Source organism: Pseudomonas sp. JV449 (assembly GCF_032424295.1).
Taxonomy (GTDB): Bacteria; Pseudomonadota; Gammaproteobacteria; order Pseudomonadales; family Pseudomonadaceae; genus Aquipseudomonas; species Aquipseudomonas marginalis.
On record NZ_VYKD01000020.1, the window covers coordinates 62288 to 82364 of the forward strand.

Genomic DNA, 20077 nt, shown 5'->3' on the forward strand with positions numbered 1-20077 from the left:
GTTGATGATTGGCAGCCACGGTCAAGAGCGGCGGCACACAGAATCAAGACACCTACCGCTCGGAAGGCACTTAATACACCCCAACAGGCACAGAGCTTCGTGTCGGCTCTGCAGTGAGTTTCCCTTCACTTTTCCAGGCTGCGCCATGATCAATATCGAAACGCCGACCTACTACTCGGCAACCAAGAAATACAACCTCAGCTTCCCCACCCTCGAACAGGACGTGGAAGCCGATGTGGTGGTGATTGGCGGCGGTTTCTCCGGCATCAACACCGCACTGGAACTCGCCGAAAAAGGCATCACCAACATTGTAGTGCTCGAAGCGCGCTACCTGGGTTTCGGCGGCACGGGCCGCAATGGCGGGCAGATCATGGCGGGGATCGGCCATGACCTGGAGAAGATCAAGCAACAAGTCGGCGACGAAGGCCTGCGCCAGATCTTTGAAATCAGCGAGCTGGGCGCCGGCATCATCAAGGATCGCATCGCCAAGTACGCGATCGACGCCGATTTCTGCCACGGCTACGGCTACATGGGCTTCAACGCCCGCCAGGAAAAAACCCTGCGCGCCTGGGAGAAGGACTTCAAGTCGATCAACACCCAGGACGAAATCCGCTTTATGGCGGGGTCCGAGGTCAAGCAGATCATCGGTTCCGACGCCTATACCAGCGCGCTGCTGCACATGGGCGGCGGGCACGTGCACTCGCTGAACCTGCTGCTGGGCGAAGCCAAGGCCCTGGCCGGCCACGGTGTGCGCATCTTTGAGCACAGCCCGGCGCTGGAAGTCAGTTATGGCGAACGCATCACCGTGCGCACCGGCCGCGGCTCGGTCAAAGCCTCCAAGTTGCTGTGGGCCTGCGACAGTTTCCTCAACAAGCTGGAACCGGAACTGCACAAGACCACCGTCAATACCTATGCCTTCCAGTTGATGACCGAGCCGTTGTCGGACGAGATGATCAACCGCATCAGCCCGATACGCGGCGCCTACAGCGATATTCGCCCGGTGATCGACTACTACCGGGTCACCAACGAAAACCGCTTGCTGTTCGGTGCCGCCACACCTTTCGTCGAGCACATCCCGCTGGACCTCAAAGCCTGGAACCGCAACCTGATGCTGAAGATTTTCCCCTACCTCAAGGACGTGAAGATCGACCTGGCGTGGGGCGGGCCGATGGCGACCGGGGCCAACCTGTTCCCGCAGATCGGCACGCTCAGCGGGCGCCCGAATGCCTTTTATGTGCAGGGCTACGCCGGCTTCGGGGTCACGCCCAGCCACATCATCTGCAAGGTCTTGGCCGAGGGCATGAGCGAAGGCTCGTCGCGCTACGACCTGATCAGCGCGGTCAAGCATGCGCAGATCCTGGGCAAGGACCATATCCGCCCGCTGCTGCTCACGGCCGGCAAAAGCCTTCATCAACTTTCGGGCTATTTCAACGGTCGCCGTTGAGCCCCGCTGTTTCATTCACAGGAGAACTGCCATGCCCGTTACCACCCTGAAGAAAGACATCCAATTATCGGACCTCGATGCCTGGGGCACCGTTGCCGACCTCGGCTCCGAGATCCTCGAAGGCGAAGTCAAAGCCTTTGGCAAAATGACCTTCGGCGCCCCGACCGACGCCGTCAGCAGCGCCTATTTCGGCACCACCCAAGGCAAGTTCCGGATGGTCTACCCGTTCGCCGAACAAGCCACCGTGGTCACCGGCGAAGTGGTGCTGACCGACGAAAGTACTGGCCAGAGCACCCGCTACAAAGCCGGCGACAGCTGGTTCGTGACCAAGGGCACGCCGGTGCTGTGGGAGGTGGTAAGCGAGAGTTTTGTGAAGCACTATTTCGCGGTAGTCTGATCGCTCCCCTCTGCCGGCTTCGGCCGGCAGCGTTTTTTACGGCGCAGGTGACTGACCATGCACGCCATCCCCGCTCAGGAAGTCGCCGGCCATTGCCTGCAGGCTTTCACTCAACTGGTGCCCGCCAGCCAGGCAGCGTTCTATTGCGTGGACCGCCAGCTGCAGGCCCGTGATTTCAGGCTGCAAGGCATGAGCGGTGAGATGCACCGCGACTACCTGGACAACTACCGCCAATTCGACCCGTTGCAACCGCGCAATTGCCTGTCCAGCGGGCTGGCGGTGGTGCCGCTGGGGTTCGCCATGGCCCGCCAGCCCCTGCGTGACAGCCGCCGCTATCAAGACTTCCTGCAACGCTACGGTGTGGTCGATGTGGTGGAGATCGTGGCCCATCGCGCGGACCAGCCCCAGGCGGCCATCTCCTTGCTGCGCACGGCGGAGCAAGGGGTGTTTACCCCCGACCAACTGGCTCAGCTCAATGCCTTGCAGGCATTGCTGCAAATGGCGGTGGCCAATATGCAGCCCTGCGACGATGCATTGGCCGGTCTCACGCCCAAGGAACGCCAGATTGCCTGGTTATTGCGTCAGGGTGCGAGCAACAAGCAACTGGCCCTGGAGCTGGATGTCGGCCTGCCGACCATCAAGACCCACTTGATCCACCTGTTTCGCAAAACGGGTGTGAGCAGTCGTACCGAACTGGTCGCCGCGCTGTTTCTTTAAGCCGCCTCAACCCTTTGGTTGATAGGCGCGCCAGGTTGCCAACCGCATGATCCGGGGTGTCCATTCCCTCAACCGGAGCCATGCAATGACCACTTCATCCGACTGGATCACCGTAGGCGCCCTCGCCGATGGTTTTGCCCCCGACGCGTTTATCCTGCCCAACCTGGCCGACCTCAACGGCAAGGCCTTCACCCTGCACTTCGCCAACGGCTGGCAGATCGAGCATCGCTTCGACACCGAGCAGTTGCACTGGCACGCCGCCGACGGTCACTCCAGCGGTTCGGCCGCCTACCGCGCCACCTCGGTCCGCCCGGGCCTGTACCTGGTCGACTTCATCAAGCATGAAGCCGGCCAGGCCTGGTCCATCAGCCTGGTGCTGGACACCACCACATCGTCGTTCACCGCCGTGATCGGGCGCATGCCGGACCGCGAACAAACCGAGCAAGGCCTCTACAGCCGCGCCCTGGCCGGCAAGGCCCTGACCTCGGTGGACGTGGACTTCCTGCACGGCAGCCTGGATCAACCCTGGCAGCCGGGCCAATGCCCCCACGCGCCCACCCAGGAACTGACCGGCCTGCGCAATCTGTATCGCTACAGCCCCAGCGAAGTCTACGAGCACATCTACCTGAACGATCAGTTCTATGCCTGGCAATGCCTCAAGGGCGTGGAGCAAGGCCTGTGCGATACCGATCGCTGCCACTACTACAAGATCGCCGATCAGCTGTACCTGTTCGTCTGGCGCGAAAAGATCATCCCGACCCTCGGCCTGGTGCTGATCGACCTGCAACAACACCGCAGCGACGGCAAGATCTTCGGCTATGCCGGTGCGTCGTTCGATGAGCTGTCGAACTTTCCAGTCAGCTCCTACTGCCAAGTGCTCAACCGCACGGAGTATCCCGATGCCTGATCCACGCACCGTTGTCATCACCGGTGCCGGCACGGGCATCGGTGCCGCCTGCGCGCGCTTGTACGCCGCCGAAGGGGCCAACCTGGTGCTCATCGGCCGTCGCCGCGAGCCCCTGGAGCAGGTTGCGCAGGACACCGGCGGCCTGGTGTTGGTCGGCGATGCGGCCTGCCCGGCCACCTGGGAGGGTTTCGTTGCGCAGATTGGTCAGCGCTACGGCCGCCTCGATGTGCTGCTGGCCTGCGCCGGCGGGCATGGCGTGGGCAGCGCCACCCAGACCAGCCCACACACCTGGGAGGCGGCCTTGCGCAGCAATCTGGACAGCGCGTTCTACAGCGCCCGCGCCTGCCTGCCGCTGCTGATCGAAAGCGCCGGCAATATCGTGCTGCTCGGCTCCATCGCCTCCCTGGCCGCCGGACCCGAAGTATGCGGCTACACCACCGCCAAGCATGCGCTGCTCGGGCTCAATCGCTCCCTGGCGCGGGATTACGGCCCACGCGGTGTGCGGGTGAACGCGGTGTGTCCCGGCTGGGTTACCACGCCCATGGCCGACGAGGAAATGCAGCCGTTGATGAGCTTCCACGGCGACACCCTGCCGCAAGCCTATGCCCGCGTATGCGCCGACGTGCCGTTGCGGCGCCCCGCCAGCGCCGAGGAAATCGCCAAGGTGTGCCGCTTCCTGGCCAGCCCGGATGCCGCGATCATCACCGGGGCCAGCGTGGTCGCCGATGGCGGTTCGAGCATCGTCGATGTGCCCACACTGGCTTACGTCCATATGGAGCGTGCACATGCCTGAAGACTTGGATTTCAGCGGCAAGACCGTGCTGGTCACCGGCGGCGCCCAGGGTATCGGCCAGGCCATCGTCGAGGCGTTCGCCTGGCGTGGCGCCCGCGTCATGATCGCCGACCTGCGCCTGGCACAAGCCCAGGCATTGGCCGAGGGCTTGCGTGCGCGCGGCTGCCGGGTCGAGGCCATCGCGCTGGACCTGGCCGAGGCGACGGCGGTGTTCGAAGGCATCAAGGCTATAGAACAGGACTGGGGCCGCCTGGATATCCTGGTGCACAACGCCGGCTACTTTCCGTTGACAGCGTTCGCGCAGATCACCCCGGCCGTTCTTGAACGCACGCTGGCGGTCAACCTCTCGGCCCTGTTCTGGCTGACCCAGGCCGCCTTGCCGATGTTTCAACGCCAGGGCGGTGGCTGCGTGCTGGTCACCTCATCGGTCACCGGGCCACGGGTTGCCTATGCGGGGCTCAGCCACTACGCGGCGTCCAAGGCCGGGGTCAACGGTTTTATCCGCAATGCCGCGCTGGAGCTGGCGACTTACCAGGTGCGCGTCAACGGCGTCGAGCCAGGGATGATTGCCACGCCGGCCATGGATAACCTGGGCGACAGCCAGGTCAATGCCGACATCGCCAGCCGCGTGCCCCTGGGACGCCTCGGTGCCGCTCAGGATATTGCCGGGGCCATGCTGTTCCTGGCCTCCGACCTGGCGACCTACATCACCGGGCAGACCATCGTGGTGGACGGCGGCTCGACGTTGCCAGAGGTGAAGTGACCTCTATCGGGATGTAAACCGGATCAAATCTGGGAGGGGCGGTGTATCCGTTGAATAGCGCTCGCCCCTTCAAGCAGCGACAGTGAATCACTGAACACCTGCGACAACGCCGCAAGCCGCTTGACGTAACCCTGGGGCGTCGAATAGATCAGCTCCACATGCAGGCTGTCGACGATACCCAGGTAAGCGTCACAAAACACCTCGAGCGCCTCGGGCCGTACCATCCTGTATCGCCCTTGCGCGGCACGCTGGAAATGCTCGCGAATGCTCGCCAGGTACCCCTCAAATCCTGCCGTAATCACGCTGCGAATATCCGCCGGCGGAAAGTAGGCCGTGCGCAACAGGAAGCGCAGGTGCGCCGACCCCGCATAGCGCCCGCGCAACCGCTCAAGGTGCAATTGCCCAGGCACGCCGGGGTGCCCGGCCTCTTCCTTGAAGCACTGCGCGATGTACTGATGTTCATGGGCCAGGGCAATCTCGAAGACCGTCTGAAACAGCGCGTCCTTGCTGACAAAGTGCGCGTACAGCGAGGCCTTGCGCATGCCCGCCCCGACCGCGATTTCGTTCAGCGATGAAGCGTCGTAGCCGTAAGCGGCAAAGTGTTCGACCGCGACTGCGCAAATGTTATGGGCCGACAGGGTGAGCGGTTTCATTGATCCATCGATACCCTATGCCGCACCGACCGCTTGCTGCAGATGAGTGGAACGAAAATCCTTGGGCGACAGCTCGAATTGCTTCTTGAACGAGCGGCTGAAGTGCGCAGAATCGGTGAAGCCCCACTTGTAGGCAATCGAGGTGATCGACTCGCTCTTGAGGAACGGGTTGGTCAGATCGTCCGCGCTGCGCTTGAGCCGCGCACGCTGGATGTAGCGGCAGACGCTGTCGTCCTGTTCTTCAAACAAGCGGTACAAATGCCGCACCGAGATGTTCAGGCGGCTGGCCAGGCCTACCGGGCTCAGGCCGGGTTGGGTCAGGGACTCGTCGATGACTTTCTGCACATAACTGCGCAGGTTGCTGCCCTGCAAGGACACGCCGCTGTCGCCTGGGGCGTCATGCAGTTCAAAGGCTGAACCGAGCAGGGAGACAAACGCCGCTTGCAGCGCCTCGGCCTCTTCAATCGAATCCTGACCCTCCAGGCCCTCGCGGCACAGCTGGTCCATCAACACGTGGAGCATGCGCCCGCAGGCCTTGCTCGAAGAGATCTTGCCGAAGGTTTTCGAGGCGCTGCCCAGCTGCTTGCACACTTCATTGCGCGAGAGTGACAGCGAGGCATGTTCGATAAGGCCAAACGGGCTGATCTCGATCGAACCCGTGGAGTCCATCAGCAGCATATCGCCGGGGGCCAATTGAATGACCTGGCCGTTCTGGGTGATCTGGCAATAGCCACTGCGCTGGCTGACCAGGAAGCAATGCTGGTCCATATCGTGATCGGCATTGGGCCGCTCGCGTTTGATCAGGCCGGCGTTGGTGCGCAGGTTGGCCAGTGACAGGCCGCCCCGGGAGTGCTTGGACACCTCACCGATGAACAGTGAGCGGTTGAAGGCCAGTTCCGTGTCGAAATGGCCGCAGGCCGCTCGCAGATCCCGAGTCCAGGTTTCCAACCCATAGTGCGCAGACTGATAGGTGCTCATGGCATCTCCACAATGGTTTCTTGTTTTTGTCGGCCAATAGTTAACATGTTATCTATATAGGCGCAACAAGTACGTGATACCGACTGTAGAAGCACTAATGATGCCAATTGCTCGACTCAGAGCGCGCCCAATACCCGCTGCAAACCCGCCAGTACCGTGAGCAGCCCGGCCCGCTGCGCGCCGCTCAAGGGGATGTAGCGCCGGAACGCCGGCATGCGGTTGACCACCTCGCTGCCGCCCATGTGCTCAAGCCGTACGTGCCATTGCTGCCCGCTCAAATCGAGGTGCATGCGCTTGAAGTCCAGCCCCATCAACGCTTGATGCAGGTCGGGGTCATCGTTCAAGGCCGCCTGGAGCCTGGCCAGCAAATCCGGCGCTCCCGCCCGTTGCCGGCAGGCCAGCCCCGTGCGCCGGATCGACCCGCTGTGGTGCAGTTCAAAGCGCGCACTGCCCTGCTCTGAGGCGGGCACCGTGAACCTGAATTCGGTCATCACCAGGTGCATCAGCAATTGCGCTTCGGTGCGCTCGGCCACGTCGACCTGAAGGCCGATGTCGTCCAGGCAAAACCTTGCCTGGGCTGGCCCCGTCGAGGTGAAACTCGCCAGCCCGAGGTTGCGCCGCACGTACTCAAGCGTGACCCCAGGCCGGTAACCGGACGGGGCCCGTTGGGCGCTGAACAGCTCAGACAGCTTTTGCAGCCTGCTCGAGATAAGGGTTGTGAGGGTTGCCAGGCTCATGGGAAAACTCCTTGGCCAGCACTTCTTCTACCGAAGCCGGCTTGAATGGATTGACCTTCTGTACCACCAGTGTCCAGAACAGCGCATATGAAGCCGTGATCCCGAGCATCACCCCGAACGGCACATAAATGTCCGCAGGGTTCATGCCCGGCGGGGTAATGAACCACATGCCCAGCAAGATGCCGACGCTGGAAAGGATCTGTGGCAACGGGAAGAACGGCGAACGATAGGCCCGTGGCAGGTCCGGACGACGAATGCGCAGGATCACCACCGACAGCGTCACCAGCAGATAAGAGAAACTCCACGCACACACCGCCGCCAGCACCAGGTGCATGATGTTGTCGGTGTTGCCGCCCAACCACAGGGCATACAGGCACGGAATCAGCATCGCCGCCAGGATGCACAGCAGCGGCGTCTTGAAGCGCGGGTGCAAATAAGTGAAGACCTTGGGCAACGCACCGTCCACCGCCATGCCGTAGAGAATCCTCGGCACGCCCGCCATCAGCGTATTGATGGTGGCGGCACCGGCGAACAGGAAACCGATCCCCAGCCACAACGGGCCAATATCGCCCATGACCTGCTGGGCAAAGCGTGGGATCGCCATGGGCGTGTCGAGCAGGTGCACGCCGGTGGCGGCATCCAGCACCACGTTTTCCACCTGGCGCTTCATCGCCGCGCCATAGATGAACATGCAGGTCGCCACGCTCAACAAGCCGAAAATCATGGCCTTGGGCATGACCTTGGCCGAGTTGCGCAGGTCCGGGGCCAACGGCGTGACGAACTCGCAACCGACGAACATGAACATGGCCATGCCCACCAGCGACAGAATGGTGACCAGGTCGGTACCCACCAGCGATACGCCGAACCAGCCCTCCAGCTGCACCGCCGGGGCCGCGATCAGGCCGAGCACGCCGAACACCATCAGGGTGGTCCACATGCCGAAAGTCAGGATGATCTCGGCCCTGCCGAAGGCGCTGACGCCAAAGGCATTGAGAACACCGAACACCACGACAAACCCCACTCCCAGCAACCAGGAGCCGCCGGCGGACTCCGCCAGGGTGTTGAGGTGTTCGAAGTTCACCAGGGCCATGACCCCGGACAGAATCGTCTCGGCGGTGCCGGCGAACACGTGCACGATCAGGTACGCCGACAGGGTGCCGGTGATCGCAAAGAAACGACCCATGCCGCAATTGATGTAGTCGTAGACCGAGCCGGTGGTCGGCAGGATCGACGCGGCCTCGGCAAAGGTGGTTGCCTGGGCCAGCATCATCACCACCGCAATCAGCATGGCCACCGCGAAGGCGCTGCCGCCGATACCGAAGCCCATGGTCGCGGTGAGAATCACCGGGCTGGCCATGATCAGGCCAATGGTGCTGGCCAGCGCGGTCGGAAACCCGACGCTGCCGCGTTTCAAATGCTGTGTAAGTCGGTCATTGATCGACATGGTGCGGATCCTCGAAAGCGGATTTCTGAGTGGATGCATCGAGCCGTTCAAGGAGCCGGCGATAAAGCCCTCCCCAGCCAGTCCCTGATCGAAACGGCATCGTGCGCAAAATCACTGTGCACTTCCCGAGCACCGAGCGTCTTGCCCATGTCTGCCGTGGCTTTTGTTGCTGCCTGCCAAGGCATACGGCTTGGCGGGCAGGATCAATTGCGTGGCACGCAGGTGAAAGACTTCCTCCGCCTGGGGTCATCTTAATGCGCCCTCGACCTAAACATGCTGGGGACTATAACAATGGAGCACACCTTGAAAATACGCACGCAATCCTTGGCCGTCGGCCTGGGTATCGCGCTGTTGATCGGCCATTCACCGGCCCAGGCCTATGAGCTATACGCCGACGAGGACACCCACCTGAATGCGGACTTCCTGGCGGTCTACGGCCTGTTCAACAGCCGTCACAACTACGACGGCACAGCGGGCGGCTCGACCTGGCGCGAGGGTTTCATCAAGTACGGGGTGAGCGGCGACCAGGGCCTGGCCGGGCACGGCACCGCGTATGGCGCGCTCAATTGGGTCAGCTCCGGCACCTGGGGCGACGGCGATGCGGCGGGCAACACCGATGGCAGCGAACGCACCACCAAAATCGAAGACGCCTACCTGGGATGGCGCTCGGCCGATCTGTTTCCGGCGCTGGGCAAGGACGGTGTGGATTTTTCCATCGGGCGCCAGGTGGTCAAGATCGGCCGGGGGTTCCTGATCAACGACGACGGCCCCAACCTCGGCAAAGGCCCGGCTGACGGTGCGCTGAACCGTGGTGGCGCCTATTACCTCGCGGCACGCCACGCCTTCGACCGCACGGCGGTGCTGCGCCTGGGCGGGCAAGAGGGCCTGCACGGCTCGGTGCTGTGGCTCAAGTCGGACAACCGCGCCCAGGCCGAAACCGAACTGGCGGCGGGCACCCTCGACTACACGGCCGCCGCCGGCACGCTGGGGCTGACCTGGGTCCACGGCATGAACGTCACCGACCAGTGGGCCAGCGACTTCCAGAAACAGCGCGAGGGCCTGGACACTTACAGCGTGCGCGGCGAAGGCAGCGCCGGTATCGACAACGCCAGCTTCGCCTTCGAATACGCCTGGCAAGACAAGGTCGCGGGGCCGGAAAAAGCCTGGTACGCCGAGGCCGGCTACACCTTCGCCGATGTCGGTTGGTCGCCAAAAGTGACCTACCGCTACACGCGCTACTCGCAAAAATGGGACCCGCTGTTCACCGGGCTCAGCACCGGCTATGGCACCTGGTTCCAGGGTGAAGTCGCCTCCAACTATGCCGGCCCGTTCAACAGCAATACCGGCATCCATCACGTCGGCCTCAAGGCGACGCCCCTGGAGAACCTGACGGTCGGCGCGCTGTACTTCGACTTCAATACCCTGCGCAAACACGACGCGCTGAACCTCGACGCCCGGGAGCTGGACCTGTACGCCGAATGGGCGGTCAACAGCCACCTGATCATCAGCCCGCTGGTGGGCATCTACCAACCCAAAAAGGATGCCGACTCCGGCGGTAACCAAGTGGGTGGCAACGGCACCAACCTCTACAGCCAGTTGACGGTGGCCGTGCCCTTCTGACCGGCCTCAGGAGCTGCGCAACGCAGCTCCCTCCTAGCGTTCGTGCTGATGCAGCATCGTCTGGATCTGATGGGTCGCCTGACGGGTGTTTTCCGCCAGCTTGCGCACCTCATCGGCCACCACCGAGAACCCGCGCCCGACCTCGCCGGCCCTGGCCGCTTCAATGGCGGCGTTCAAGGCCAGCAGGTTGGTCTGGTCGGCAATGCCCTTGATCACACTCACCACCGTGGCGATCTGGCCGTAGGTGGCCTGATTGTGTGCGAGCAGCTGTTGATGGGTGGTCTTCGCCGACTGCTCGTCGCTGATATCGCGTACCGCGCCGATCACCCGCGTCAAACGCCCCTGGGCATCGCGCACCGCTCGCCCACGCTCGCGGCACCAGATGTAGCCACGGGTCTTGTGGCGCATCCGGTATTCAAACACGTACTCACCGCTGCCCTGGGGCGCAAGGATTTCCCGATCGAAGATCGCCATGATCTTCGGCAGGTCATCGGGGTGGGTGATGCTGACCTGCGCGTCCCAGCCATCGGGCAGCTCATGGGGCGCGTAGCCCAGGAGCAGACGGAACTGATTGAAAATCCGCATGCGACTGGCGGGATCCTGCACGTCACCGTTGACCACGGTGATGTCCCAGCAGCCTTCGGTCATGGTGCAGAGCAGCAGCTCCCAGATCTGCGTCTCGTGTTGATGCGCAAGGGCGCGCTGCGCATGCTCACGCAACTCGGCTTCCAGTGCCTGTTCACGCTGCCCGGCCTGCTCCAGTTGCCGGCGAAGCACGGCAAGTGCCTGTTCGCTGCGCGCCCCTTCGGCAGCCTGATCGCGGGCTGATTCCTCGAGCAACAGCAACTGCCGCGCAGCCCGCGCACGTTGTGTGGCGAGTTGCTCCAGGTCGGCCTGCACCGACGGATAAGCGTGCAGTGCCTGGGTTCCCAACACCTCTCCCGCCAGCAGTTGCTTGAGGACGGCGGCAAGGTCCTGCATCGGCTGTTTTTTCTTGAAGAACATCGGCCTGGCCCTTTCTGATCGAGTCGAAACCCCGGATCTGATCGCAAACCGAGCGTGATTGCTTGTACGAGCCTGCAAGGCCTTTGCGCGTGGCTGCCATCCAAAAAAACCCTGCGTCGGGTGCTATCGTGCATCTGTAGGATGGTGATCGGCTTTCAACCCGTCGATACTTGTCTCCAGGCCCTGCCCACGTCAAAACGACGTTCCGGCCCTTAATGACTTCGTGACGAAAACAATAAGAATGTCGCACAGAGGTACATACGAATGAGCCGTCATGATCATGGTCACGCCAGCCTGCTGGAGGCATTCAGCGCGATGACACTGGAGCTCCAACGCCTGGCGCAGGACAAAGACATAGAACACTTCCACGAAGCGGCGCTGAGCTGCATCCGCCAACTACTGCCCTTCGACAGCGCCTGGTGGGGCCGGGCTGCGCTGATTGACGGCCTGCCGGAAGAACACAGCTCCTACCTCTACAACCTGCCCCGCAGCTACCTGGCCGATTGGCAATCGATTCGTCATATCGATGTGACCATTGCCAGGGTCAACGACGTGCCGGGGCAGGCGGTCATCGTCGACATGCGCAACCCCGCCAACGGCCCGGGGCTCAACTGGCTCGGCTCGTGCTACGCGATCGGTGAATTGCTGTGCGTCGTGTACATCGACCCGCAAACCCACCTCAGCGATCACCTCACGCTCTACCGGGCGCCCGACGCCCCACGCTTTACCGAGCAGGACTGCCTGCTGCTGAACAACCTCATGCGGCACCTGGTGGCGGCGGTCTCGGCCAATCAGATTCGTACCCTGGTCGCCATGCGCGAAGCCCTCACCCACCCGCGCAATCTCGCACTTGCCGTGTGCGACCAGCGCGGCACCCTGCACTGTACGGAACGTGGCTTCGTCGACTTGCTGCTGAGCGAATGGCCGGACTGGACCGGCCCTTGCCTGCCGGTCGCGATGGACGCCGGGGGCTATGACGGCAAGCACCTGCAGGTCGAGGCCTCGACGGTCGGCGACCTGCTCCTGCTGGCCGCCCGCAGCCGTACGGTGCTGATGCAACTGAGCCCTCGGGAGAATGCGGTGGCCCAGGGTTTCGGCGAAGGCAAGACCTACAAGGAAGTCGCCCGCGACCTGGGTATGTCGCCCAATACCGTGCGCCATCACATCCGCGCCATCTACAGCAAACTCGGGGTCAAGGACAAAGCCCGAATCGCCCATCTGCTGCACGCCCCGCCTGATTGATCTGCACCACTGACCCGCGCTGACTTTTTCGCTGTCGTTTTGACGGCCACGGGACACCTTTGCGCTTTTTTTGTCCCCTCTGCCACCCACGGGCGAGCCGTTCGCCACACAACACCTCAAAGAAGAGATGCCATGCCCATGATCCACACCTTCACCCGCACCACCACACTGGCCCTGCTCGGCGGCCTGTCGAGCCTGCACGCCAGTGCGGCCGACCTCAACGCCCGGGACTTTTTCGGCGCCCCCTCGGGTACCAGCCTGGGCGTGCTGTACCTGCCGGCAAGCCGCGCCAGTGACTTCCACGGCCCGGCCGACAGCACCGGCAAGGCCGACCTGAAGGTTAACGCCGTGGCGTACCGCCAAGTGTTCTTCACCGACCTCTGCGGCACCCTCTGTACCCCACAGTTCATCGTGCCTTTCGCCGACATCAACGCCCGCCTGCCGGGTGCCGGCCAACGCAGCGCAGAAAGCGGTTTCGGTGATCCCCAGGTCGGCGGCACGGTGTTTTTCATCAACGATCCGGCCTCGCGCACCTACAGCGGCCTACTGACCCTGATTACCCTGCCTGTGGGCGAATACCACGGTAACAATCCCGATGTGTCGCCCGGTGCCAATCGCTGGGGTACCACCTTCGTTTACAACTACACCCAGGGCATCGGTGAAAAATGGGTGCTGGAAGCCAACCTCGAAGCCCAACTCTATGGCAAGAACGACGACTACTTCGGCAGCGACCTGAAACAGGACCCGCTGTACCGCCTGCAAGCCTTCGCCTCCTACGACTTCACACCCGGCACCTACGGCGCACTGCGACTGATCCACGCCGATGGTGGCGAATTGCGGATCAATGACCAGCGCATCGACAACACCCACAAGCGCTACACCCAAGTGGGCTTCGAGGTTGGTCACTGGCTGGATAAACAGAACCAGTTGATGTTCGGCCTCTCGCAGAACGTCGCCACCGACAACGGCTATCACGGTACCGACGCGCTGCTGCGCCTGGTCCATGTGTTCTGAACCCCCTCATCGGAGCTTGCCCATGAACACCCAGACCCAACCGCTGACCGATGAACGCGCCCGCGCCTCATCCCCATTGGCATTGCTGGCAGCCATTGTGCTGTTCGCCGCCATCACCCCGACCATTCTCATGACCGCACCGGCCGTGGCGGCGCAACTGGCGACGCAATGGCAGTTGAGCCCGTCGCAGATCGGTGACCTGTTCTCCACCGAACTCGGCGCCATGAGCCTGGCCACCCTGCCCGCACTGTGGTGGCTCAAGCGTGTCGATTGGCGCCGCGCCGCCTTGCTGTCCGGGCTGCTGTTCATCACCGCCAACCTGCTCTCAATGCTGGCCCACGACTACCCGATACTCCTGGCACTGCGCTTTTGCAGCGCCCTGGCCGGCGGCTCGTTGATGATCATCTGCCTGTCCAGTGCGGCCTCCACGGCCCATCCCGGGCGTGTCTACGGGTTATGGGTGATGGGGCAATTGGTGGTCGGGGCGATCGGTCTGAGCATCCTGCCCCGGCTGTTCGAGCACTACGGGCTGTCAGCCTGCTACCTGATCCTCGCCGCCTTGATGACGCTCTTTCTGCCCCTGGCACGGCACTTTCCCCAGGGCAGCCCGGCGCCTGAAAAAGCCGCCGAGCGCATCGCCCTCGCCTCCCGGTGGAAAGCCGCACTGGGCATTCTGGGCCTGCTGAGTTTCTACGTCAGCCTGAGCGGTGTCTGGACCTTTATCGGTTCCATCAGCAGCCATGCCGGCCTCTCTGCCGAGGCCAGTGGCGAGATTCTGGCGCTCGCCACGGTGATGGGCATCGTCGGGGCCGGTTGTACCTCGCTGATCGGCGACCGTCTGCCACGCCTGTTGCTGTTACTGCTGGGGTACGCGTTGATGGCAGGCGCCGTGCTGTTGCTGCTGGGCCAGCCCGACATGCTGCGTTTTGCCTTGGCGGCGCTGCTTTTCAAGTTCACCTGGACCTTCATCCTGCCGCTGGTCCTGGCCTGCCTGGCCGACCTCGACCGCTCCGGAAAATTGATGAACACCTCCAACCTGATGATCGGTGGCGGCCTGGCCATCGGCCCGACCGTGGCTGGCCGGATGATCGAAGCCAGCGGCGGCTTCCAATCACTGCTGATCGCAGGGGCGTGCATCACCGTGCTGTCCCTGGTGTTGATGCTGAGCAGCCGCCCGAATGCCTGACGGGCCCTTTTACCCCAACGAAAATGGAAAGACGATGAGCCGAAAAAGTGCATTTTTCTTCGACGAACTCAGCCTCTGGCACAGCGCCGGGTTGCACGCCTTGACCTTACCGGTGGGCGGGTGGGTGCAGCCGCCTGCCGCCGCCGGCCACGCCGAGTCACCGGAAACCAAGCGTCGCTTGAAGAGCCTGCTGGACGTTTCCGGTCTGACCCGCCACTTACAGGTGCGCAGTGCCAACGCGGCCACCGATGAAGACCTGCTGCGGGTGCACACGCCCAACTACCTGCAACGCTTCAAGGCGATGAGCGATGCCGGGGGCGGCGAATTGGGCCCCCACGCGCCCATCGGGCCAGGCAGTTATGAAATAGCCAGGCTCTCCGCCGGGCTGGCCATGGCAGCAGTGGATGCGGTGCTGTCCGGCGAAGTCGACAATGCCTATTCTCTGTCACGCCCACCCGGTCACCACTGCCTCGCCGACAACGCCATGGGCTTCTGCTTCCTGGCCAACATCGCCATCGCCATCGAAGCCGCAAAAGCACGGCGTGGCCTGGGCAACGTCGCGGTGATCGACTGGGACGTGCACCACGGCAACGGCACCCAATCGATCTTCGAAGAACGCGGCGACGTGCTGACGATTTCCCTGCATCAGGACGGCTGTTTCCCGGCAGGTTACAGCGGTGAAGCCGATCGCGGGCGCGGCGCGGGGCTGGGTGCGAACATCAATATCCCGCTGCCTCCCGGCAGCGGTCATGAGGCGTATCTGCACGCGATGGAGCGTATCGTGATTCCGGCGCTGGAGCGCTTCGAGCCGGAATTGATCATCGTCGCCTGCGGCTACGACGCCAACGCGGTCGACCCACTGGCGCGAATGCTGTTGCACAGTGACTCGTTCCGGCACATGACCCGTCTTGTACGCCAAGCAGCCGAACGCCTGTGCCAGGGCCGCCTGGTGCTGGTGCACGAAGGCGGCTACTCCGAAGCCTATGTACCGTTTTGCGGGCTGGCGACCATTGAGGAATTGGTGGGCGTCAGGACACAGGTCGGCGACCCGATGCTTGAGTTTGTGCAGTTGCAGCAACCGAACGCGGCGCTGGCGGCGTTTCAGTTGCGCTTAGTCGATGAGTTGGCCGAAGCCTGCTGAGCGTGACGCAAAAAAATCCGATGCCGTTGCCGGCATCGGATTTTGGCCAGTCAGCAGTGGCTGATCAGTCCCTTCAACACCGTCTTGAAGGTGTCGATCTGGTCCTGACTGAACTCGGCGAACACCTTGTCCTGCTGTTCCCGTGCGATGGCCCAGAGGTCTTCGGTCTGTTCAATGCCCGCAGCGGTCAGGCGTACGCCGTGTTCATCATCGTCGACCAGCCCCTTGCGCTTGAGGTTGGCCACGGCGTCGTCGATTTCCCGCACCGGCATCGCCACTTCCCGCAGCAGGTCGCCAGCGCTCAGGCGGGCATCGTTCTCCAGCACCATCAGCATCCGCGCCTCGCTGGTGCGCAGGCCGGTGGACAGTTGCCGGGGCTGGTAGCTGGACTGGTAGGCGCGTACCGCCTGGGTCATCAGGTAATACAGGTTATGGTTCAGGCGCCCCTGGAAGTGGCTGCTCGGCGGTTGGCTTTCGTCGCGCCTGGTCATGCGCGTATGGGGCAGGACCATGGAGTAGGCGCCCTGGTGGTAGAGCAGCGGCGAGCGCCCGAAATCGTCGAAGGCCACCACCCTGCCGATCATGATCCAGTGATCGCCGCCATCCACCTGCTGGTATTTCTCGCAGTGAAAACGTGCCGCACAATCGGCGAACACCGGCGCCCCGCCCTCCCCCGGTTCATAGGCGATATCGGCGAAGCGGTCGTCCTTGGGCCGGGCAAAATTGTTCGACAGGTCGATCTGGTCCGCCGCCAGCACGTTGACCGCGAAGTGGCTGGCCTCCTCGAATACCCCGTGGCTGCTGGAGCGTTTGTCGATGCTCCACAGCACCAGTGGTGGGTCCAGGGACACCGAGTTGAAGCTATTGGCGGTAACGCCCACCTTGCGGCCGGAGGCGTCGGCGGCGGTGACCACGGTCACGCCCGTGGCAAAGTTGCCCAGGGCCCGGCGAAAAGCGCGTGGGTCGAAGGTCGATTCAGACATGCAAGACTCCCGGGCTGCGTCAGGCGCAGCCCTGATTGTTGTTTTCAAAAGCAGCTTCAGATCATGCTCGGATCGGGCTCCAGGCCCATCAACTCGCGGCCGAGGATCTGTGCACAGACGTCGTAGTCGGTGTAGGCATGGGCGCCGGTCATGTGCGAGTCGCGGAACAGGCGCTGCATCTCGTTGTGCTCGAACCAGGCGTTGCCGCCGGCGGCTTCGAACAGACGGTCCACTGCCTGGATGCACATCTTGGTCGCGTAGGCCTGGTTGGTGCGCCAGAACGCCAGGGTCTCGCGGCTGGGGTAGCGCTGCTGCTCACTGTGTTCGGCGTGTTCGTCCCAGGTTTTCTCGAGGAAGGCGCGCGCGGCGGCCACCTGGTGCGTCGACTCGGCCAGGCGCATCAACGCCGGGGTCGCGGCACCGACTGCCGCGCCGGTGTAGGCGCGCACGCGGGTCCTGGTCTTTTCGCGGAACACCTCCAGCATTCGCTCGGCGACGCCCAGGCTGACGGTGGAAAAGCCACTGGCAAAATAAGGCCGGTACGGTGAGTAGAAAATCTTGCTGTCGGGGTACAGCCCAAAGCCGGCGGACTTGCCTTCCATCATGTCCTTGGCTTTCTGGATGCGGTGTTCCGGCACCCAGGCCTTGTCGATGATCAAGGTCTTGGTGCCGCTACCTTTCATGCCGGCGGCAAACCAGTCATCGCGGATCTGGTAGTCACTGCGCGGCAGCACCGCGAAGCAGTAATCCTGGGTGCCCTGGGCGTTGTTGCGGCGGAAACCCACGATCGCCCAATCGGCGTGATCACAGCCGCTGCTCCAGCCCATTTCTCCGCTGAACAGCACGCCGCCCTCGACTTCCTCGGTGCGCCCGAACGGCGCGATGCTGCTGCTCGCAGTGGCATCCGGGTCAGCGCCCCAGACCTCCTGCTGCAGTTGGGCCGAGAACAGTGCCAATTGATGGCTGTGGGTACACAACAGGCTCATGGCCCAGGCCGTGCTGGCGCATGCCCCGGCGAGCAAGGCGATGCAGTCGGCAAACTGCGGCAGCGACAACTCCATGCCGCCGAACACTTTCGGCTGAAACACACGGTGCATGCCGATGCTCTTGAGCAGCGCAATATTCTCGGCGGGCACTTGGCGGTCCTGCTCGGCCACGAAGGCATTGGCGGCGATGGTCGGCAGGATGGACTTGAGGTCTTCAAGGAGCGGGTTTGGCTTTTTCATGGATGGCCCTGCTTATTATTGGATGTCCGGGCAGCGCCAGAAATCAAGGCGTGGCGCCGGATGCAGGGCCAGTATGGAGCGTGCCTTCCTGGCAGGACATGCACCTTCCAGAGTCAAGATTGTACTTTTCAAAGGCTCAGGCTGATACGCCGCGTACAGGCGCTGGCAGCCACAGACATGCCACTGGGCAGCCACAGTCAAGCCCGTTCCGGCCACGGGGATTAACCTCGGGCTTTTCAATCTCTGCCACCAGGAAAAACCCCATGAGCGATATTCCACTGCTGCCCCAGGTTGAAGCCTTCCTCCGTCGAACCCACGGGTTGTTCATTGACGGTGGCTACGTCGAGAGCCATTCCAGCCAGCGGTTGGAGGTGATCAACCCGGCCACCGGCCAGGTCATCGCCGATGTCGCCGACGCCGACCCGGCCGACATTGACGCGGCTGTGGCGTCGGCGATCCGAGGCTTCAAGCAGTGGTCGCAGGTCGCACCGGCAGTGCGCGGCAACGTGCTGTTCAAACTGGCCGATCTGCTGGAGCAACACCGCGAAGAACTGGCACAGATCGAAACCTGCCAGTCGGGCAAGATCATCCAGATTTCCCGCGCCTTCGAAGTCGACCAGGCCGCGCACTTCCTGCGTTACTACGCCGGCTGGGCCACCAAGATCAGCGGCCAGACCATCACTCCGTCGCTGCCCTCCTTCGCCGGCGAGCGCTACACCGCGTTCACCCTGCGCGAGCCGGTCGGAGTGGTGGTCGGCATCGTGCCGTGGAATTTCTCGACCATGATCGCCATCTGGAAACTCGCCTCGGCGCTGGTAACCGGTTGCAGCATCATCATCAAGCCCAGCGAGTTCACGCCGCTGACCATCCTGCGCATCGCCGAACTGGCGATTGCCGCCGGCCTTCCCGCCGGTGCGCTGAACGTCTTGACCGGCGGCGGCAGCGTAGGCAAAGGCCTGATCGAACACCCCGGCACCGACAAAGTGTCGTTCACCGGCTCCGTGCCGACCGGAATTGCGGTGGGCCAGAGTGCCATGGGCGCCGGGCTGACCCGGGCCACCCTTGAGCTGGGCGGCAAGAACTCGGCCGGGTTCCTGCCCGATGTGGACCTGGACAAGGCCGTCAACGGCATCATCGAAGCAGGCTTTTTGCACTCCGGGCAAATCTGCGCCGCCGCCGAACGCTTCTTTGTGCATCGTTCGCAGATCGAAACGGTGATGGGCAAACTGGCCCAGCGCCTGGGCGCGCTGAACATCGGCTCGCCCCTGGATGAGCGCACCGAATTCGGCCCGGTCACCAACCGCCAGCACCAACTCAAACTCGGCGAGTTCTTCACCAAGGCCCGCGCCGAAAACAACCGCATCATTCACGGTGGCAACCTGATCGACCGTCCTGGCTGTTACGTCGAACCGACGATCATCCTCGCCAACAGCGTCGACGACACCCTGCTCAACGAGGAGACCTTCGGCCCCATTGCCACGTTCTTGCCGTACGACAGCGAAGAAGAACTGCTGGCCTTGATGAACAACACACCCTACGGCTTGAGCGCCAGCCTGTGGACCAACGACCTCAGCAAAGCCTTGCGCATGGTGCCCGCCATCGAGGCCGGCACGGTGTGGGTGAACATGCACACGATGCTGGACCCGGCGGTGCCGTTTGGCGGCAACAAATCCTCGGGGATAGGCCGGGAGTTCGGCAGTGCGTTCATCGATGACTACACCGAGCTGAAGTCGGTGATGATTCGCTACTGAACCCAATCAGTGGATCCACTGACATATAATAGTCCGATAATCGCCCAATAAAACAACCATACAAGATTGACTCTCC

At 62.9% G+C, this 20077-nt stretch carries 18 protein-coding genes and 2 pseudogenes; 12 read left to right on the forward strand and 8 right to left on the reverse strand.

Features of this window, described 5'->3' with window-relative positions; translation table 11 throughout:
- The first annotated feature begins 145 nt into the window (after positions 1-145).
- The 6 genes from F6S08_RS20205 (at position 146) to F6S08_RS20230 (ending at position 5021) form a co-directional block, all read left to right on the forward strand.
- Positions 146-1444 (forward strand): NAD(P)/FAD-dependent oxidoreductase, encoded by a 1299-nt coding sequence (locus F6S08_RS20205; protein WP_131698848.1) that lies wholly within the window; start codon positions 146-148, stop codon positions 1442-1444.
- A 31-nt stretch (positions 1445-1475) separates the two neighbouring features.
- A complete protein-coding gene (locus F6S08_RS20210; RefSeq protein ID WP_065923953.1) occupies positions 1476-1841 on the forward strand; it encodes a cupin domain-containing protein in 366 nt (121 codons plus the stop codon).
- Positions 1842-1898: 57 nt separating this feature from the next.
- Positions 1899-2558, forward strand: a complete 660-nt coding sequence (locus tag F6S08_RS20215) for a response regulator transcription factor (RefSeq protein ID WP_065923952.1) — start codon at positions 1899-1901, stop codon at positions 2556-2558.
- Between the two features lie 85 nt (positions 2559-2643).
- Entirely contained in the window at positions 2644-3465 is an 822-nt protein-coding gene (locus F6S08_RS20220) for a molybdenum cofactor biosynthesis F family protein (protein WP_065923951.1), read from the forward strand.
- Complete coding sequence (locus F6S08_RS20225) at positions 3458-4258, forward strand: SDR family NAD(P)-dependent oxidoreductase (RefSeq protein ID WP_137212994.1); 801 nt, start codon at positions 3458-3460, stop codon at positions 4256-4258. Before F6S08_RS20220 ends, F6S08_RS20225 begins: the two co-directional genes overlap by 8 nt.
- Positions 4251-5021 carry an SDR family oxidoreductase gene (locus tag F6S08_RS20230; protein ID WP_065947997.1) on the forward strand — a complete coding sequence of 257 codons (771 nt, stop codon included), beginning with the start codon at positions 4251-4253 and terminating at the stop codon, positions 5019-5021. Before F6S08_RS20225 ends, F6S08_RS20230 begins: the two co-directional genes overlap by 8 nt.
- Positions 5022-5044: 23 nt before the next feature.
- On the opposite strand, the gene F6S08_RS20235 is transcribed toward F6S08_RS20230, so the two are convergent.
- The 4 genes from F6S08_RS20235 to F6S08_RS20250 all read right to left on the reverse strand — a co-directional run bounded on the left by F6S08_RS20235 (position 5045) and on the right by F6S08_RS20250 (position 8833).
- Positions 5045-5674 (reverse strand): TetR/AcrR family transcriptional regulator, encoded by a 630-nt coding sequence (locus F6S08_RS20235; RefSeq protein ID WP_315872239.1) that lies wholly within the window; start codon positions 5672-5674, stop codon positions 5045-5047.
- A 15-nt stretch (positions 5675-5689) separates the two neighbouring features.
- Positions 5690-6652 carry a transcriptional regulator FeaR gene (gene feaR / locus F6S08_RS20240; RefSeq protein ID WP_027603480.1) on the reverse strand — a complete coding sequence of 321 codons (963 nt, stop codon included), beginning with the start codon at positions 6650-6652 and terminating at the stop codon, positions 5690-5692.
- A 116-nt stretch (positions 6653-6768) separates the two neighbouring features.
- Positions 6769-7389: a DUF3156 family protein gene (locus tag F6S08_RS20245; protein WP_065947998.1), complete on the reverse strand. Its 621-nt coding sequence runs from the start codon at positions 7387-7389 to the stop codon at positions 6769-6771.
- Positions 7334-8833, reverse strand: coding sequence for an APC family permease (locus tag F6S08_RS20250; protein WP_065923946.1), 1500 nt, complete (start codon positions 8831-8833; stop codon positions 7334-7336). Before F6S08_RS20250 ends, F6S08_RS20245 begins: the two co-directional genes overlap by 56 nt.
- A gap of 291 nt (positions 8834-9124) precedes the next feature.
- Here F6S08_RS20250 and F6S08_RS20255 point away from each other — a divergent pair, with 291 nt between their 5' ends.
- Complete coding sequence (locus F6S08_RS20255; protein ID WP_315872240.1) at positions 9125-10453, forward strand: hypothetical protein; 1329 nt, start codon at positions 9125-9127, stop codon at positions 10451-10453.
- Between the two features lie 45 nt (positions 10454-10498).
- Here the strand turns inward: F6S08_RS20255 and F6S08_RS31505 are convergent.
- Both F6S08_RS31505 and F6S08_RS20260 read right to left on the reverse strand, forming a co-directional pair.
- Positions 10499-10810, reverse strand: a pseudogene (locus F6S08_RS31505) (methyl-accepting chemotaxis protein); the annotation flags it as partial.
- Positions 10796-11458: pseudogene (locus F6S08_RS20260) on the reverse strand (PAS domain-containing protein); the annotation flags it as partial. The pseudogenes F6S08_RS20260 and F6S08_RS31505, both read right to left, overlap by 15 nt.
- A gap of 264 nt (positions 11459-11722) precedes the next feature.
- Between F6S08_RS20260 and F6S08_RS20265 the strand changes: the two are divergent.
- The 4 genes from F6S08_RS20265 to F6S08_RS20280 all read left to right on the forward strand — a co-directional run bounded on the left by F6S08_RS20265 (position 11723) and on the right by F6S08_RS20280 (position 16041).
- Positions 11723-12700 carry a helix-turn-helix transcriptional regulator gene (locus F6S08_RS20265; RefSeq protein ID WP_065923943.1) on the forward strand — a complete coding sequence of 326 codons (978 nt, stop codon included), beginning with the start codon at positions 11723-11725 and terminating at the stop codon, positions 12698-12700.
- A gap of 132 nt (positions 12701-12832) precedes the next feature.
- Positions 12833-13714 carry a transporter gene (locus tag F6S08_RS20270; RefSeq protein WP_137212996.1) on the forward strand — a complete coding sequence of 294 codons (882 nt, stop codon included), beginning with the start codon at positions 12833-12835 and terminating at the stop codon, positions 13712-13714.
- A 22-nt stretch (positions 13715-13736) separates the two neighbouring features.
- On the forward strand, positions 13737-14900 hold the full coding sequence (locus F6S08_RS20275) for an MFS transporter (protein WP_315872241.1): 1164 nt from the start codon (positions 13737-13739) through the stop codon (positions 14898-14900).
- Positions 14901-14934: 34 nt separating this feature from the next.
- Positions 14935-16041: a class II histone deacetylase gene (locus F6S08_RS20280; protein ID WP_315872242.1), complete on the forward strand. Its 1107-nt coding sequence runs from the start codon at positions 14935-14937 to the stop codon at positions 16039-16041.
- Positions 16042-16091: 50 nt separating this feature from the next.
- Here F6S08_RS20280 and F6S08_RS20285 read toward each other — a convergent pair whose 3' ends face one another.
- Together F6S08_RS20285 and F6S08_RS20290 are read right to left on the reverse strand one after the other, a co-directional pair.
- Positions 16092-17024: a p-hydroxyphenylacetate 3-hydroxylase reductase component gene (locus F6S08_RS20285; protein WP_315872243.1), complete on the reverse strand. Its 933-nt coding sequence runs from the start codon at positions 17022-17024 to the stop codon at positions 16092-16094.
- A gap of 56 nt (positions 17025-17080) precedes the next feature.
- Entirely contained in the window at positions 17081-18250 is a 1170-nt protein-coding gene (locus F6S08_RS20290; RefSeq protein ID WP_074845880.1) for a p-hydroxyphenylacetate 3-hydroxylase oxygenase component, read from the reverse strand.
- 263 nt (positions 18251-18513) lie between these two features.
- Between F6S08_RS20290 and F6S08_RS20295 the strand changes: the two genes are divergently transcribed.
- Positions 18514-20001: an aldehyde dehydrogenase family protein gene (locus F6S08_RS20295; RefSeq protein WP_315872244.1), complete on the forward strand. Its 1488-nt coding sequence runs from the start codon at positions 18514-18516 to the stop codon at positions 19999-20001.
- The last annotated feature ends 76 nt before the right edge of the window (positions 20002-20077 follow it).